Below are 14,244 nucleotides of genomic sequence, written 5' to 3' on the forward strand. Positions count from 1 at the left end.
CTGCGAAATGAGAAAGGGAGCTACAACATTAAAAAGCGTGTAACTAATAGTTACTATATTGTAGCACTGCGAAATGAGAAAGGGAGCTACAACTGCCCGGCCTAATATGTACTGCATCGCCGAATTGTAGCACTGCGAAATGAGAAAGGGGCCATCCAAATAAAAAAGCACCACCTAAACAGGTAGTGCTTTCATATTAATTTGCTTATTCAGCAGAATCAGCTGCTTTATCAACCAATTCAACCAATGCCAAAGGAGCATTGTCGCCTTTACGGAAACCGTATTTCAGTACACGAACATAGCCGCCGTTACGAGCAGCAAAGCGTGGACCCAATTCGTTAAACAATTTAACTACAACATCACGATCGCGAGTGCGGTCAAAAGCCAAACGACGGTTTGCCAAAGAAGGTTTTTTACCCAAGGTAATCAAGGGCTCAACTACGCGGCGCAATTCTTTTGCTTTAGGCAAAGTTGTCACGATGGTTTCGTGAGTCAACAAGGAATTCGCCATATTGCGCAGCATCGCAGCACGGTGGCTGCTAGTACGGTTTAATTTGCGGTTGCCATTACGATGACGCATGTCATTATCCTTTAATCTTCAAACTTACGGCTTTTCTAAGCCTACAGGCGGCCAAGCTTCTAATTTGGAACCTAATGTCAGACCTTTAGAGGCCAACACTTCTTTGATCTCATTCAAAGATTTACGACCCAAATTAGGGGTCTTGAGAAGCTCGGTTTCAGTACGTTGAATCAAATCGCCAATATAGTAAATATCTTCAGCTTTCAGACAATTAGCTGAACGTACGGTTAATTCCAAATCATCTACAGGACGCAGCAAGATAGGATCGATAGGAGGCGCTTTTTCTTCAACCTCTTCAACCGGAGTACCTTGCAGATCTGCAAAAATAGACATTTGGTCAATTAAGATACGTGCGGCACTACGTACAGCTTCTTCCGGATCAATAGAACCATTGGTTTCAATATCCAAAACCAATTTATCCAAATCCGTGCGTTGCTCTACGCGTGCAGGTTCAACTTCAAAGCTAACACGACTGATGGGCGAAAAGCTCGCATCCAACTGAATCGCACCAATCTGTTTATTCTCATCACGCAATACGCGACGGCCTGAAACAGATTGATAACCACGACCTTGCTCTACTTTAATTTCCATGTCGATTTGGCCATTGTCAGCCAAGTGGCAAATAACATGTTCAGGATTGATGATTTCCACATCGTGTGGCAAATCAATATCACCAGCTACAACAGCACCGGCACCTGTTTTTTTCAAAGTCAACTGAACTTGATTACGACCGTGAAGCTTGAATACGATACCTTTAATGTTCAAGAGAACGTCAACAACATCCTCTTGAACACCATCAATAGTAGAGTATTCGTGCAATACGCCGGAAATAACTACTTCAGTTGGGGCAAAGCCATTCATGGATGACAGTAAGATACGACGCAAAGCATTACCTAAAGTATGACCAAAACCACGTTCAAATGGCTGCATAGACACCTTGGCCCGAGTGGAAGACAAGGTATCTACATCGATTTGACGAGGTTTCAAAAATTCGGTTGTGCTATTTTGCATTTAACTGTCCCTCATTGAGCTAGCATTATTTAGAGTAGAACTCTACCACCAGCTGTTCATTAATATCGCCAGACAATTCTGAGCGATCCGGCATATTTTTGAATACGCCTTCCAATTTATCGGCATCAACAGATACCCAGCTTGGCAAGCCAATTTGAGTAGCCAGGCTCAATGCTTCTTGGATACGTACTTGTTTCTTAGCTTTTTCACGAACAGCTACAACATCACCTGCTTTAACTTGGAAAGAAGGGATATTAACAACTTGACCGTTTACGACGATAGCTTTGTGAGAAACCAATTGACGTGCTTCAGCGCGAGTAGAGCCAAAACCCATACGGTAAACGACATTATCCAAACGAGACTCCAGCAATTGCAGCAGCAATTCACCGGTAGAGCCTTTACGACGATCTGCTTCCGCGAAGTAACGACGGAATTGACGCTCTAATACGCCATAAATACGACGGATTTTTTGTTTTTCACGCAATTGCAAACCGTAGTCTGACAAACGTGGTTTTTTCGCACCGTGCTGACCAGGTGCAGAATCCATTTTACATTTGGAATCCAAAGAGCGACGTGCACTCTTCAAAAACAGATCCGTACCTTCGCGACGTGCTAATTTACATTTAGGGCCAATATAACGTGCCATGTTTTAAATCACTCCAATATTAAATACGACGTTTTTTAGGCGGACGGCAACCGTTATGAGGCAACGGGGTAACGTCAGTAATGCTGGTAATTTTGAAACCAAGAGCGTTTAAAGCACGTACAGAAGATTCGCGACCAGGGCCAGGGCCTTTAATGCGAACTTCTAAATTTTTAACGCCATACTCTTGGGCAACTTTACCAGCTGCTTCTGCTGCAACTTGTGCTGCAAATGGTGTACTTTTACGAGAACCTTTAAAACCAGCGCCGCCAGAGGTAGCCCAAGACAATGCATTGCCTTGACGGTCAGTGATTGTAATGATGGTATTATTGAAAGATGCATGAACGTGCACAATACCTTCGCTTACGGTTTTACGTACTTTTTTACGTACACGCGAAGCTGTGTTTGCTTTAGCCATTAATCAAATTCCTTAAAATTTATTTCTTACCGGCAATCGCTTTGCGCGGACCTTTACGGGTACGAGCATTTGTGCGAGTGCGTTGACCACGACAAGGCAAGCCACGACGATGACGGAAGCCGCGATAGCAACCCATATCCATCAGTCGTTTAATGCTCATCGTTACTTCACGACGCAAATCGCCTTCAACTTCATATTTAGCAACTTGCTCACGCAAAGCGTCTAATTGAGCCTCGTCCAAATCTTTTGCTTTAGTAGTAGGAGCAATATTTGCTGCCTCACAAATCAATTTAGCACGAGTCGCACCAATACCATAAATAGCCTGAAGGCCAATTACGATATGGGCATTATTAGGGATATTTACCCCTGCAATACGAGCCATATTTTTTCCTTTTTAGGGCAAAGTATGTCACTATACCACAAAATCAATAGTTAAGAAAACTAGCTTCTTAACCTTGACGTTGTTTGTGACGTGGGTCAGTACAAATTACGCGAACTACACGATTACGACGAATAATCTTGCAATTGCGACAAATTTTCTTTACAGAAGGTTGTACACGCATTTTATTTCCTTTTATCGTTTATCTTGCTCGGAAAACAATCCGAGCACGGGTTAAATCATAAGGAGTTAATTCAACTGTTACCTTATCACCTGGAGAAATACGGATATAGTGCATCCGCATTTTGCCAGATATATGACCAAGTACTACATGATCATTTTCCAGTTTTACTTTAAATGTTGCATTGGGCAAAGTCTCAAGGATTTCGCCCTGCATCTGTATGGTATCTTCTTTAGCCATAAGCCTACTTACGTGACAAAGATTTCATATCTGGACGACTCATCAAGTCTTCATACTGACTACTCATTCGATATGAATTGATTTGTGTCCTAAAATCCATTGTAACGACAACCAAAATAAGCAAAGATGTTCCACCTAAATAGAAAGGAACCTTCAATGCTGTCGTTAAAAATTCAGGTATCAGACAGATTATAGTGATATACAAAGCACCAAATAATGTCAGTCTCAGTACAACTTTTTCCAAATATCTAGAGGTTTGCTCACCTGGGCGAATACCCGGCACAAATGCACCACTCTTCTTCAAATTTTCAGCCATCTCTTTAGGGCTAAACACTAAAGCAGTATAGAAATAGCAGAAGAAGATGATAGTTGTAGCAAATAATACAATATACAAAGGCTGTCCGTGTTGCAGCATTGCAGCAACCTTATGAAGAACAGAATTCGTACTATTTAAACCAAACCAACCTAAAAGTGTAGATGGAAATAAAATGATACTGGAAGCAAAAATAGGAGGAATAACACCCGCCATATTTAGCTTGAACGGCATATGAATGCTTTGTCCCGGCATCATCCCAGAACCAAACTGTCTTTTAGCATAATGCACAGGAACTTTACGCTGAGCACTCTCAAAATACACTACAGCATAGATCAACAGCAAAATACCAATCACAATTGATACTGCCATCAACATACTCATGGAACCTTGTTCAGTCAAAGTTAACAACCGAACAATACCGGATGGGATACCCGATACAATGCCTGCTGTAATGATTAAAGAAATACCATTACCAATACCACGCTCGGTAATTTGCTCCCCTAACCACATCAGAAACATAGTACCTGTAACCAAACAGACTACTGTAGAAATATGAAACTCAAGCGAACTCGTTACAACAACACCTTGTTGATAAACAAATGTTGCAACACCAAAGCTTTGCAATACAGCCAATAATACCGTCCCATACCTAGTATATTTCGTAATTATTTTCCTACCAGCCTCACCTTCCTTCTTTAAAGCTTTTAAAGAAGGAACAATTTCAGAAGCGAGCTGAACAATAATCGATGCCGAAATATAAGGCATGATACCAATTGCAAATATACTAAAGCGCTCCAACGAACCACCCGAGAACATATTTAACATTCCGAATATGCCGTTTGCAGCGCCTTCGTATAACTTAGCTAATGCAACAGCATCTACGCCCGGTACCGGTATATGAGCACCAATACGGAAAACGACTAAAGCACCTAAAAGGAACACCAGACGTTTTTTCAGATCACCAAATTTGGATAATCCTGATAAAGATTGTTGATTAGCCACTGTAGTGCAAGCCTTATTCTTCTACTTTACCACCGGCAGCTTCAATAGCAGCTTTAGCACCTTTAGTAGCTTTTACACCTTTTAAGGTAACTGCTTTTGAGATTTCACCAGAAGCAATAACTTTTACATTAGAAGCAGTTGCAGGAATCAGACCAGCTTGTTTAAGAACTAAGACATCAATCTCGTTCACAGCAATCAGATTTAATTCACTCAAACGAACTTCAGCATTAGCGGCAGCAGTCAAAGATTTGAAACCACGTTTCGGCAGACGGCGTTGCAAAGGCATTTGACCGCCTTCAAAACCTACCTTGTGGAAGCCACCAGAACGGCTTTTTTGACCTTTATGACCACGACCACCTGTCTTACCCAAGCCGCTACCAATACCACGGCCTACACGACGGCTAGTGTGAGTAGCACCCTCAGCAGGTTGAATAGTATTCAAAAACATATTAAGACTCCACTTTCAACAAGTAGCTGATTTTATTGATCATGCCACGGTTTTCAGGGGTATCCAAAACCTCTACAGTATGTTCACGGCGGCGCAAACCTAAACCACGAGCACATGCACGATGAGATTCAATTGTACCGATCAGGCTCTTAACCAATGTAACTTTAATCTTTTTTTGCTCAGTCATGGTTAGCTCCCAAAATATCTTCTACTGTCAAGCCACGTTTAGCAGCAATATCAGCAGGGGTATACAGTTTAGACAAACCGTCTAATGTAGCGCGTACAATATTGTAAGGATTAGTAGAACCATGTACTTTAGCTGAGATGTTATGGATCCCCATAGCATCAAATACTAAACGCATTGGACCACCAGCTTTTACACCACTACCTTCTTTAGCAGGTTGCATAAATACCTTAGTAGCACCATGACGACCAATAACCTCATGATGAATAGTACCATTTTTCAAAGGTACTTTAATCATAGAGCGTCGAGCTTGATCCATTGCTTTTTGAACAGCAACTGGTACTTCTTTTGATTTACCTTTGCCCATACCGATGCGACCATCACCATCACCAACAACAGTCAGTGCAGAGAAAGCCATGATACGGCCACCTTTAACTACTTTAGTCACACGATTAACTGCGACCATCTTTTCAATCAGTCCGTCACCGCGTTCTTCAATTTCATGTTTTGCCATCTGAAAGTCTCCAAATATTAGAAGCTTAAACCATTTTCACGTGCGGCTTCAGCCAAAGCTTTCACACGACCGTGATATTGGAAACCTGAACGGTCAAAAGCAACTTTTTCAACACCCGCTGCTTTAGCTTTTTCAGCAATACGCTTACCAACTACAGCTGCTGCTTCAACGTTACTACCTGATTTCAGGCTACTACGTACTTCAGCTTCCAATGTAGAGGCTTGAGCCAATACTTTATCACCTTCAGCACTAATTACTTGAGCATAAATATGATTATTGCTGCGGAACACACATAATCTTACCATTTTCAAGTCCGCAATACGCGCACGGGTTTTGCGTGCACGACGGAGTCGGGTTGTATGTTTATCCATTAGTGAACCTCAATTATTTTTTCTTGGCTTCTTTCATCACTACTACTTCACCCACATAACGAACACCTTTACCTTTATAAGGCTCAGGAGAACGGAATGCGCGAATTTCAGCAGCGACTTGGCCAACCACTTGTTTATCTGCACCAGTCAAAACGATTTCTGTTTGGCTAGGAGTTTGAACAGAAACACCTTCAGGCATTTCATATACGATTGGATGAGAGAAACCCAAAGACAAGTTCAAAACTTTGCCTTGAGCTTGGGCACGATAACCCACACCAATCAATTGAAGTTTTTTCTCAAAACCTTCAGAAACACCCTTAACCATGTTATTAACCAATGCACGAGCAGTACCAGACATAGCATTAGCCTGTTTACTGTCATTTTTTGCAGCAAAAGTCAATTTACCATCGTTCAGTTCAATAGCAACATCGGAATGCAAAGGAAAAGACAATTCACCGTTTTTACCTTTGATAACCAATGTATCTGTTCCGAATTTTACTTCTACACCAGCAGGAACAGTCACTGGGTTTTTTGCGACGCGTGACATTTACTTTTCTCCACTAGGCTACGATGCACAACAACTCACCACCAACACCCTCAGAACGGGCTTTGCGATCAGTCATTACACCTTTAGAAGTACTAACAATAGCGACACCCAAGCCATTCATTACGCTAGGGATCTCACTTGATGCTTTGTAAATACGCAAACCTGGACGTGAAACACGTTTAATTTGCTCAATCACAGGACGACCTGCATAGTATTTTAATTGAATTTCCAATACCGGTTTTGCATCAGCAGAAACCGCAAAATCCTCGATATAACCTTCTTCTTTCAGAACTTTTGCAATTGCACATTTCAGTTTTGAGGAAGGCATGGCAACTGCTGCTTTATTAGCACGTTGCGCATTGCGAATACGAGTCAACATATCGGAAATAGGATCATGCATACTCATTATTTATACTCCTATTACCAGCTAGCTTTAACAACACCAGGGATCTCGCCACGCATAGCGATTTCACGGATTTTAATACGGCCCAAACCAAATTTACGGAAAGTGCCACGAGGACGACCTGTTAAAGCACAACGACGACGTTGACGTACAGGTGCTGCATTACGAGGAATGGATTGAAATTTCAAACGTGCTTCAAAACGTTCTTCTTCAGTCGTATTAGCATCATTAATAACAGCGAAAATTGCCTCACGTTTAGCTGCAAACTTTTTCGCCAATGCTTGACGTTTCAGCTCACGATTAATAAGTGCTTTCTTAGCCATGATTATCCTTTAAACGGAAACTTGAACAGTGACAACAAAGCTTTCGCTTCTTCATCAGTTTTTGCAGTAGTTGTAATAGTAATATTCAAACCACGCAAAGCATCGATTTTATCGTATTCAATTTCCGGGAAAATAATTTGCTCACGAACGCCCATATTGTAATTGCCACGACCATCAAATGATTTACCGCTTACACCACGGAAGTCACGTACGCGAGGCAACGCAATAGTAATCAAACGATCCAAGAATTCAAACATTTGATCACGACGCAATGTTACTTTGCAACCAACTGGATAGTTATCACGGATTTTAAAACCTGCGATAGATTTACGAGCAACAGTAACAACTGGTTTTTGACCAGCAATTTTCTCTAAATCAGAAACAGCATGCTCCATAACTTTTTTATCAGCAACAGCTTCACCCACACCCATATTCAAGGTGATTTTTTCAATACGTGGAACTTCCATTACTGATTTGTAACCAAATTGTTTAACTAATTCAGGAACAACTGTATCTTTATAAAACTCTCTCAAACGAGCCATGTTATCTCCTTATGCTCCAATGATAGAGCCATTTGATTTGAAGAAACGAACGCGTTTAACTTTGCCTTCATTTTCAATCAGCTTAATACCAACACGGTCTGCTTTATTAGTTTCCGGATTCAGGATTGCAATATTAGAAATATCCAAAGGCATTTCTTTAGTAATAATACCACCCTCAATACCACGCATTGGATTAGTTTTTTGATGGCGTTTCACAACATTTACACCCTCAACAACAACTTTATCACCCAACACTCGAACTACTTGACCTTGCTTACCTTTATCTTTACCGGTAATCACTACAACCTGATCGCCTTTAATGATCTTATTCATCGCGCTATTCCTTATAATACTTCAGGCGCCAATGAAACGATTTTCATAAATCGCTCAGTACGCAATTCACGGGTTACCGGACCAAAAATACGGGTACCCAGAGGTTCAAGTTTATTATTCAACAACACAGCAGCATTGTTATCGAATTTAATTAACGCACCATCAGGACGACGTACACCCTTAGCAGTACGAACAACTACCGCATTGTATACATCACCTTTTTTGACACGACCACGTGGGGCTGCATCCTTAACTGCAACTTTAATAATGTCGCCAACAGAAGCGTAGCGACGCTTAGATCCGCCCAATACTTTGATGCACATTACGCGACGCGCACCAGAGTTATCAGCCACATCTAAGATGGTCTGCATTTGAATCATATTAGTACCTTTAAATTAACCAACTTAATTTACCACTTTCATATAACTCGCACCTTACTTTAAGCTGCTTATTAAATGAAACCTTCACGGTTCTAGTAAACCAGTCTTGGATCCCGAAGGGGGAGAAACTTCCATAAGAAGCTGGAAGATAAGAAACGAAGTTTACACGCAAATTAACTTTGCTGCAAGACTTCGTTTCTTATTAAGCTACATTACTGTGTTTTAAATCAAACAGTACGCGCTTTCTCAACCAATTCTTTTACAACCCAAGACTTGGTTTTTGACAAAGGACGAGATTCCTCAATTACCACTACATCACCAATGCCATATTGATTGTTTTCATCATGAGCATGGATTTTAGTTGATAAACGAATAATTTTACCGTACAGAGGGTGTTTAACTTTACGCTCAACCAATACTGTAACAGTTTTGTCCATTTTGTCGCTTACCACTTTGCCTTGCAAAGTACGAACATTTTTAGCTTCGCTCATTACTTAGCACCTTTTTCAGTTAAAATGGTTTTAATACGAGCAATATCGCGACGTACACGTTTCAACTCGCTTGATTTACCCAACTGACCGGTTGCATTTTGCATGCGTAAGCCAAACTGAGCTCTCAACAAGTCCAACAAATCAGAGTTTAATTGCTCAATAGATTTGTCTTTCAATTCATTTGCTTTCATTATTGACCCACCTGTCTTACTACAAAGGTTGTAGGAATAGGCAATTTGGCAGCGGCCAATTCAAATGCTTCACGAGCCAAAGACTCAGGAACACCGTCCATTTCGTACAATACTTTGCCTGGTTTAACTTCAGCAATGTAATATTCCACATTACCTTTACCGCCACCCATACGAACTTGGATAGGTTTCTCAGTAATTGGTTTATCAGGGAATACACGAATCCAAATACGACCGCCACGTTTAATATGACGAGTCATAGTACGACGAGCAGCTTCGATTTGGCGGGCAGTCAAACGGCCACGGCCTACGGCTTTCAAACCGAACTCACCGAAACTTACTTTGTTACCGCGAGTAGCAATACCGGTGTTACGGCCTTTTTGTTGCTTGCGATATTTCAGTCTAGTTGGCTGCAGCATTACGTCCACCTGCCTTTCTTTGTTTCTTCTCATGCTCAGGTTTAGAAGATTTAATATTACCTTCTGTATAAACCCAAACTTTCAGACCCAGTACACCATAAGTAGTGTGTGCTTCGCTAGTTGCATAATCTACGTTCGCACGCAAAGTATGCAAAGGTACACGACCTTCACGGTACCATTCGCTACGAGCAATATCAGCACCATTCAGACGGCCTGAAGTCATGATCTTGATGCCTTTAGCACCAGAACGCATTGCATTTTGCATTGCACGTTTCATAGCGCGACGGAATTGAACACGTTTTTCAAGCTGCTGGGCAATACCATCAGCAATGATTTGAGCATCCAATTCAGGACGACGAATCTCTTCAATATTTACATGAACAGGCACACCCATCAGAGCTTGCAAGTCACGTTTCAAGATTTCGATATCCTCGCCTTTTTTACCAATAACCACACCTGGACGAGCAGAGTGAATGGTAATACGTGCAGATTTAGCAGGACGTTCGATCACTACGCGACCAACTGAAGCATTAGTCAGTTTTTTACGCAAGTAGTTACGAACATCAATATCTTGTTTCAAAACAGTAGAAAAGTCGGTGCTTTTAGCAAACCATTTTGAAGCCCAGTCTTTAGTTACCGCCAGGCGAAAGCCTGTAGGGTTAATCTTTTGTCCCATAGCTTTTCCTTAGTTGCCCACTGTCACGTTAATATGACAAGTTTGTTTCTCGATGCGGTTACCGCGACCTTTGGCACGAGCTTGGAAACGTTTCAAGCTTGGGCCTTTGTCAACAAAGATAGTTACCACTTTCAGTTCGTCAATGTCGGCACCATTGTTGTGCTCGGCATTGGCGATTGCTGATTCCAATACTTTTTTAATCAGCTCAGCACCTTTTTTAGGGTTGAATGCCAAGATATTCAAAGCTTGGGCAACGTCTTTACCACGAATCAAATCAGCTACCAAACGAGCTTTTTGAGCTGAAATACGGGCGTTTTTATGTTGTGCACTTACTCTCATGATTCACCTTATTTCTTTTTAGCCTTTTTATCAGCCAAGTGGCCTTTAAAGGTACGGGTCAATGAGAACTCACCTAATTTATGACCAACCATGTTATCGCTGATGAACACAGGCACGTGAGTGCGACCGTTGTGAACAGCGATAGTCAGACCGATGAAATCAGGCAAAATGGTAGAACGACGTGACCAAGTTTTAATTGGGCGTTTGTCGTTGCTTGCACGAGCAGCATCTACTTTTTTCAGCAAATGCAGGTCTACATATGGGCCTTTTTTTAATGAACGAGCCATACTAATTAACCTTTATTTGAGTAACGACGACGAACAATCATGTTATCCGTGCGTTTGTTATTACGAGTGCGGTAGCCCTTAGCAGGAGTACCCCATGGGCTAACCGGTTCGCGAGCCTCACCAGTACGGCCTTCACCACCACCATGTGGGTGATCAACAGGGTTCATTACAACACCACGAACGGTCGGACGAATACCACGCCAGCGGTTAGCACCAGCTTTACCGATTTTTTTCAGGCTTTGTTCTTCGTTACCAACTTCACCGATAGTTGCACGGCAATTTACGCTAATTTTGCGTACTTCGCCAGAACGCAAACGAACCTGTGCGTAAGCACCTTCTTTTGCAAGCAATACCGCAGAAGCACCAGCAGAACGTGCAATTTGTGCACCTTTACCTGGTTTCATTTCGATACAGTGAATAGTTGTACCAACAGGAATATTGCGGATCGGCAGAGTGTTACCTACTTTGATCGCAGCTTCAGCACCGGAAACCAATACTGCACCGGCTTGAATATCACGAGGAGCAATAATGTAGCGACGCTCACCATCTGCATAGCACAACAGTGCGATAAATGCAGTACGGTTAGGGTCATATTCGATACGCTCTACTTTTGCAGGGATACCGTCTTTGTTACGTTTAAAATCTACGACGCGGTAATGATGTTTATGACCACCACCTTTATGACGGGTAGTGATATGACCATTGTTGTTACGACCGGCAGTAGAATTTTTCTTTTCCAGCAGAGGTGCATAAGGTGCACCTTTGTGCAAACCTTCTGTTACCACGCGAACCATGCCGCGACGGCCTGCAGAGGTCGGCTTCATTTTAACGATTGCCATTTTGTTTATTCCTTATCTGCAGCTGCAGCAGCGGCTTCCAAATCCAACTCTTGACCGGCAGCCAAGCTTACATAAGCCTTTTTAACATCGCTGCGACGACCTAAAGTGCGACCAAAACGTTTAACTTTACCTTTAATGGTAACAGTAGTAACGTCTGCAACTTGAACGCCGAACAGCAGCTCAACAGCCGCTTTAATTTCAGGTTTAGTTGCATTTGCCAAAACTTTAAACGTCATTTGGTTACATTTTTCAGCCAATACGTTGCTTTTTTCAGAAACGATAGGTGCCAAGATTACTTGAGTCAAACGTTGTTGATTCATACCCATTGCTCCTCTAATTGTGCAACTGCATCTTTAGTGATAACGACTTTTTTGTAACGCAGCAAGCTATAAGGATCAACTTGTTGAGCTTCCAAAACCAATACGTTAGGCAAGTTGCGTGAAGCTAAGTAAACATTCTCGTCGAGCTGTTTAGTTACAAACAGAACTTGCTCCAAACCCAAATTTTTCACTTGTTCAGCAAAAACTTTAGTTTTAGGAGTTTCAGCAGTCAATGCTTCGATTGCAAACAAACGTTCATCACGAGCCAATTGGGACAAAATAGTCGCCATACCGGCACGGTACATTTTACGGTTCACTTTTTGAGTGAAGTTTTCATCAGGTTTGTTTGGGAATGCACGACCACCTTTACGCCACAGCGGAGAAGAAGTCATACCGGAACGAGCACGGCCGGTACCTTTTTGGCGCCATGGTTTTTTAGTAGAGTGGTTTACTTCGGCACGAGTTTTTTGAGCACGATTACCAGAACGGGCATTTGCTAAGTAAGCAGTAACCAGTTGGTGAACCAGAGCTTCATTGTATTCACGAGCAAACAAAGCATCAGAAACAGCCAAGCTGCCAGATACTTGTCCTTTAGCGTCAATTACTTTCAATTCCATTACGCACCTACTTTCACGCTAGGACGAACCACGACGTCGCTGTTAACCGAACCAGGAACAGCACCTTTAACCAACAAGAGTTGGCGTTCAGCATCAACACGTACAACTTCCAATTTTTGAACAGTTGCTTTAGTGTTGCCGTATTGACCTGCCATACGTTTACCAGGGAACACGCGACCAGGGTCTTGTGCCATACCGATAGAACCAGGAACACGGTGAGAACGGGAGTTACCATGGGAAGTACGTTGAGCACCGAAGTTATGACGTTTGATCGTACCAGAGAAACCTTTACCTTTAGAGGTACCGGTTACATCTACCAATTGACCAACTTCAAACATAGAAACGGTAATTTCATCACCGGCTTTCAATTCAGCCAGTTTTTCTTCAGTCAAAGCAAATTCAACCAAACCGCGACCAGCTTCAACACCTGCTTTAGCAAAGTGACCGGCTTCAGTTTTGTTGACACGATTAGCTTTTTTCTGACCAAAGGTAACTTGTACAGCAGTGTAGCCGTCAGTATCTTTGGATTTCACTTGTGTAACGCGGTTGGCAGACATATCTAAAACGGTTACCGGAACAGAAACACCCTGTTCGTCGAACACGCGAGTCATACCAACTTTGCGTCCAACCAGACCTAAAGTCATGATTATTTTCCTTTTAAGTAAAGGGGCGGGCTACGATTGGCCTGCCTTTCAGACAAAGTTAAACTTGATACGGATGTACCAAGTCCGCCATTATAATTGACAAATCAAAGAAATATCAACAAAAATTTCAATTTAACTTCTTAAACCCATCATTTTTTCGGATGAAGTGTTGCCAAATATCTGAAAATTTTCAGACGGCCTAAGAATTTTATAAAAAACCGAACAGCCAAGCTGTTCGGTTTTTCAGTTCTTATTGAACTTTAATTTCTACATCTACACCTGCTGGAAGATCCAGTTTCATCAGTGCATCAGTAGTTTTGTCAGTCCAATCCACGATGTCCATCAGACGCAAGTGGGTACGGATTTCCAATTGCTCACGAGAAGTTTTGTTCACGTGCGGAGAACGCAAGATGTTGAAACGTTCGATTTTAGTTGGCAAAGGAATTGGACCTTTAACAACAGCGCCAGTACGTTTGGCAGTTTCAACGATTTCTTGTGCGGAACGGTCAATCAGACTGTAATCATAAGCTTTCAGGCGGATACGGATTTTTTGGTTTGCCATTTATCAATATCCCTCAATTAAGCGATTACAGAAGAAACCACACCCGC

Annotated in this window: 29 protein-coding genes; all 29 read right to left on the minus strand. The window is 42.0% G+C overall.

Going from position 1 to position 14,244, the window contains the following annotated elements:
- Positions 1-205: 205 nt before the first annotated feature.
- Complete coding sequence (gene rplQ, locus HMPREF3052_RS08970; RefSeq protein ID WP_070749575.1) at positions 206-580, minus strand: 50S ribosomal protein L17; 375 nt, start codon at positions 578-580, stop codon at positions 206-208.
- A 24-nt stretch (positions 581-604) separates the two neighbouring features.
- Positions 605-1,591 (minus strand): DNA-directed RNA polymerase subunit alpha, encoded by a 987-nt coding sequence (rpoA, locus tag HMPREF3052_RS08975; protein ID WP_003684706.1) that lies wholly within the window; start codon positions 1,589-1,591, stop codon positions 605-607.
- A gap of 25 nt (positions 1,592-1,616) precedes the next feature.
- Positions 1,617-2,237, minus strand: coding sequence for a 30S ribosomal protein S4 (gene rpsD / locus HMPREF3052_RS08980; RefSeq protein ID WP_003749296.1), 621 nt, complete (start codon positions 2,235-2,237; stop codon positions 1,617-1,619).
- Between the two features lie 19 nt (positions 2,238-2,256).
- Complete coding sequence (gene rpsK / locus HMPREF3052_RS08985; RefSeq protein WP_002216249.1) at positions 2,257-2,652, minus strand: 30S ribosomal protein S11; 396 nt, start codon at positions 2,650-2,652, stop codon at positions 2,257-2,259.
- Between the two features lie 19 nt (positions 2,653-2,671).
- Positions 2,672-3,034 carry a 30S ribosomal protein S13 gene (rpsM, locus tag HMPREF3052_RS08990; protein ID WP_003749295.1) on the minus strand — a complete coding sequence of 121 codons (363 nt, stop codon included), beginning with the start codon at positions 3,032-3,034 and terminating at the stop codon, positions 2,672-2,674.
- A 67-nt stretch (positions 3,035-3,101) separates the two neighbouring features.
- Complete coding sequence (gene rpmJ / locus HMPREF3052_RS11470; protein WP_003697674.1) at positions 3,102-3,215, minus strand: 50S ribosomal protein L36; 114 nt, start codon at positions 3,213-3,215, stop codon at positions 3,102-3,104.
- An 18-nt stretch (positions 3,216-3,233) separates the two neighbouring features.
- The gene (gene infA / locus HMPREF3052_RS08995) at positions 3,234-3,452 is read right to left on the minus strand and encodes a translation initiation factor IF-1 (RefSeq protein ID WP_003684714.1); all 219 of its coding nucleotides are present in this window, start codon (positions 3,450-3,452) and stop codon (positions 3,234-3,236) included.
- Between the two features lie 4 nt (positions 3,453-3,456).
- Positions 3,457-4,770, minus strand: a complete 1,314-nt coding sequence (gene secY / locus HMPREF3052_RS09000) for a preprotein translocase subunit SecY (protein ID WP_070749576.1) — start codon at positions 4,768-4,770, stop codon at positions 3,457-3,459.
- A gap of 13 nt (positions 4,771-4,783) precedes the next feature.
- On the minus strand, positions 4,784-5,218 hold the full coding sequence (gene rplO / locus HMPREF3052_RS09005; RefSeq protein WP_070749577.1) for a 50S ribosomal protein L15: 435 nt from the start codon (positions 5,216-5,218) through the stop codon (positions 4,784-4,786).
- A gap of 1 nt (position 5,219) precedes the next feature.
- Complete coding sequence (gene rpmD, locus HMPREF3052_RS09010; RefSeq protein WP_003684808.1) at positions 5,220-5,405, minus strand: 50S ribosomal protein L30; 186 nt, start codon at positions 5,403-5,405, stop codon at positions 5,220-5,222.
- The gene (rpsE, locus tag HMPREF3052_RS09015) at positions 5,398-5,916 is read right to left on the minus strand and encodes a 30S ribosomal protein S5 (RefSeq protein ID WP_003684704.1); all 519 of its coding nucleotides are present in this window, start codon (positions 5,914-5,916) and stop codon (positions 5,398-5,400) included. The genes rpmD and rpsE overlap by 8 nt, the downstream gene beginning before the upstream one ends.
- Positions 5,917-5,933: 17 nt before the next feature.
- On the minus strand, positions 5,934-6,287 hold the full coding sequence (gene rplR / locus HMPREF3052_RS09020) for a 50S ribosomal protein L18 (RefSeq protein ID WP_003684709.1): 354 nt from the start codon (positions 6,285-6,287) through the stop codon (positions 5,934-5,936).
- Between the two features lie 13 nt (positions 6,288-6,300).
- Entirely contained in the window at positions 6,301-6,834 is a 534-nt protein-coding gene (gene rplF / locus HMPREF3052_RS09025; RefSeq protein WP_003684811.1) for a 50S ribosomal protein L6, read from the minus strand.
- Between the two features lie 13 nt (positions 6,835-6,847).
- Positions 6,848-7,240, minus strand: a complete 393-nt coding sequence (gene rpsH / locus HMPREF3052_RS09030) for a 30S ribosomal protein S8 (RefSeq protein WP_003684738.1) — start codon at positions 7,238-7,240, stop codon at positions 6,848-6,850.
- Between the two features lie 14 nt (positions 7,241-7,254).
- Positions 7,255-7,560 carry a 30S ribosomal protein S14 gene (gene rpsN / locus HMPREF3052_RS09035; RefSeq protein WP_070749578.1) on the minus strand — a complete coding sequence of 102 codons (306 nt, stop codon included), beginning with the start codon at positions 7,558-7,560 and terminating at the stop codon, positions 7,255-7,257.
- A 2-nt stretch (positions 7,561-7,562) separates the two neighbouring features.
- Complete coding sequence (rplE, locus tag HMPREF3052_RS09040; RefSeq protein ID WP_003684750.1) at positions 7,563-8,102, minus strand: 50S ribosomal protein L5; 540 nt, start codon at positions 8,100-8,102, stop codon at positions 7,563-7,565.
- A 9-nt stretch (positions 8,103-8,111) separates the two neighbouring features.
- Entirely contained in the window at positions 8,112-8,435 is a 324-nt protein-coding gene (gene rplX / locus HMPREF3052_RS09045) for a 50S ribosomal protein L24 (RefSeq protein WP_070749579.1), read from the minus strand.
- Between the two features lie 11 nt (positions 8,436-8,446).
- Positions 8,447-8,815, minus strand: a complete 369-nt coding sequence (gene rplN / locus HMPREF3052_RS09050) for a 50S ribosomal protein L14 (protein ID WP_002215434.1) — start codon at positions 8,813-8,815, stop codon at positions 8,447-8,449.
- A gap of 227 nt (positions 8,816-9,042) precedes the next feature.
- Positions 9,043-9,306, minus strand: coding sequence for a 30S ribosomal protein S17 (rpsQ, locus tag HMPREF3052_RS09055; protein ID WP_003684766.1), 264 nt, complete (start codon positions 9,304-9,306; stop codon positions 9,043-9,045).
- On the minus strand, positions 9,306-9,497 hold the full coding sequence (gene rpmC / locus HMPREF3052_RS09060) for a 50S ribosomal protein L29 (protein ID WP_070749580.1): 192 nt from the start codon (positions 9,495-9,497) through the stop codon (positions 9,306-9,308). The genes rpsQ and rpmC overlap by 1 nt, the downstream gene beginning before the upstream one ends.
- A complete protein-coding gene (rplP, locus tag HMPREF3052_RS09065; RefSeq protein ID WP_003684741.1) occupies positions 9,497-9,913 on the minus strand; it encodes a 50S ribosomal protein L16 in 417 nt (138 codons plus the stop codon). The genes rpmC and rplP overlap by 1 nt, the downstream gene beginning before the upstream one ends.
- A complete protein-coding gene (gene rpsC, locus HMPREF3052_RS09070) occupies positions 9,897-10,589 on the minus strand; it encodes a 30S ribosomal protein S3 (RefSeq protein ID WP_070749581.1) in 693 nt (230 codons plus the stop codon). Before rpsC ends, rplP begins: the two co-directional genes overlap by 17 nt.
- 9 nt (positions 10,590-10,598) lie before the next feature.
- Entirely contained in the window at positions 10,599-10,928 is a 330-nt protein-coding gene (gene rplV / locus HMPREF3052_RS09075; RefSeq protein ID WP_070749582.1) for a 50S ribosomal protein L22, read from the minus strand.
- Positions 10,929-10,936: 8 nt separating this feature from the next.
- Positions 10,937-11,215, minus strand: a complete 279-nt coding sequence (gene rpsS, locus HMPREF3052_RS09080) for a 30S ribosomal protein S19 (protein WP_002215422.1) — start codon at positions 11,213-11,215, stop codon at positions 10,937-10,939.
- Between the two features lie 5 nt (positions 11,216-11,220).
- Complete coding sequence (gene rplB, locus HMPREF3052_RS09085; protein ID WP_070749583.1) at positions 11,221-12,054, minus strand: 50S ribosomal protein L2; 834 nt, start codon at positions 12,052-12,054, stop codon at positions 11,221-11,223.
- A gap of 5 nt (positions 12,055-12,059) precedes the next feature.
- On the minus strand, positions 12,060-12,374 hold the full coding sequence (rplW, locus tag HMPREF3052_RS09090) for a 50S ribosomal protein L23 (protein ID WP_003684762.1): 315 nt from the start codon (positions 12,372-12,374) through the stop codon (positions 12,060-12,062).
- On the minus strand, positions 12,371-12,991 hold the full coding sequence (gene rplD / locus HMPREF3052_RS09095) for a 50S ribosomal protein L4 (protein WP_003684798.1): 621 nt from the start codon (positions 12,989-12,991) through the stop codon (positions 12,371-12,373). The genes rplW and rplD overlap by 4 nt, the downstream gene beginning before the upstream one ends.
- Complete coding sequence (gene rplC, locus HMPREF3052_RS09100; protein ID WP_004464584.1) at positions 12,991-13,635, minus strand: 50S ribosomal protein L3; 645 nt, start codon at positions 13,633-13,635, stop codon at positions 12,991-12,993. Before rplC ends, rplD begins: the two co-directional genes overlap by 1 nt.
- A gap of 250 nt (positions 13,636-13,885) precedes the next feature.
- The gene (gene rpsJ / locus HMPREF3052_RS09105; RefSeq protein WP_002642322.1) at positions 13,886-14,197 is read right to left on the minus strand and encodes a 30S ribosomal protein S10; all 312 of its coding nucleotides are present in this window, start codon (positions 14,195-14,197) and stop codon (positions 13,886-13,888) included.
- Between the last annotated feature and the right edge of the window lie 47 nt (positions 14,198-14,244).

The organism is Neisseria sp. HMSC056A03, from assembly GCF_001815685.1.
GTDB lineage: Bacteria > Pseudomonadota > Gammaproteobacteria > Burkholderiales > Neisseriaceae > Neisseria > Neisseria subflava.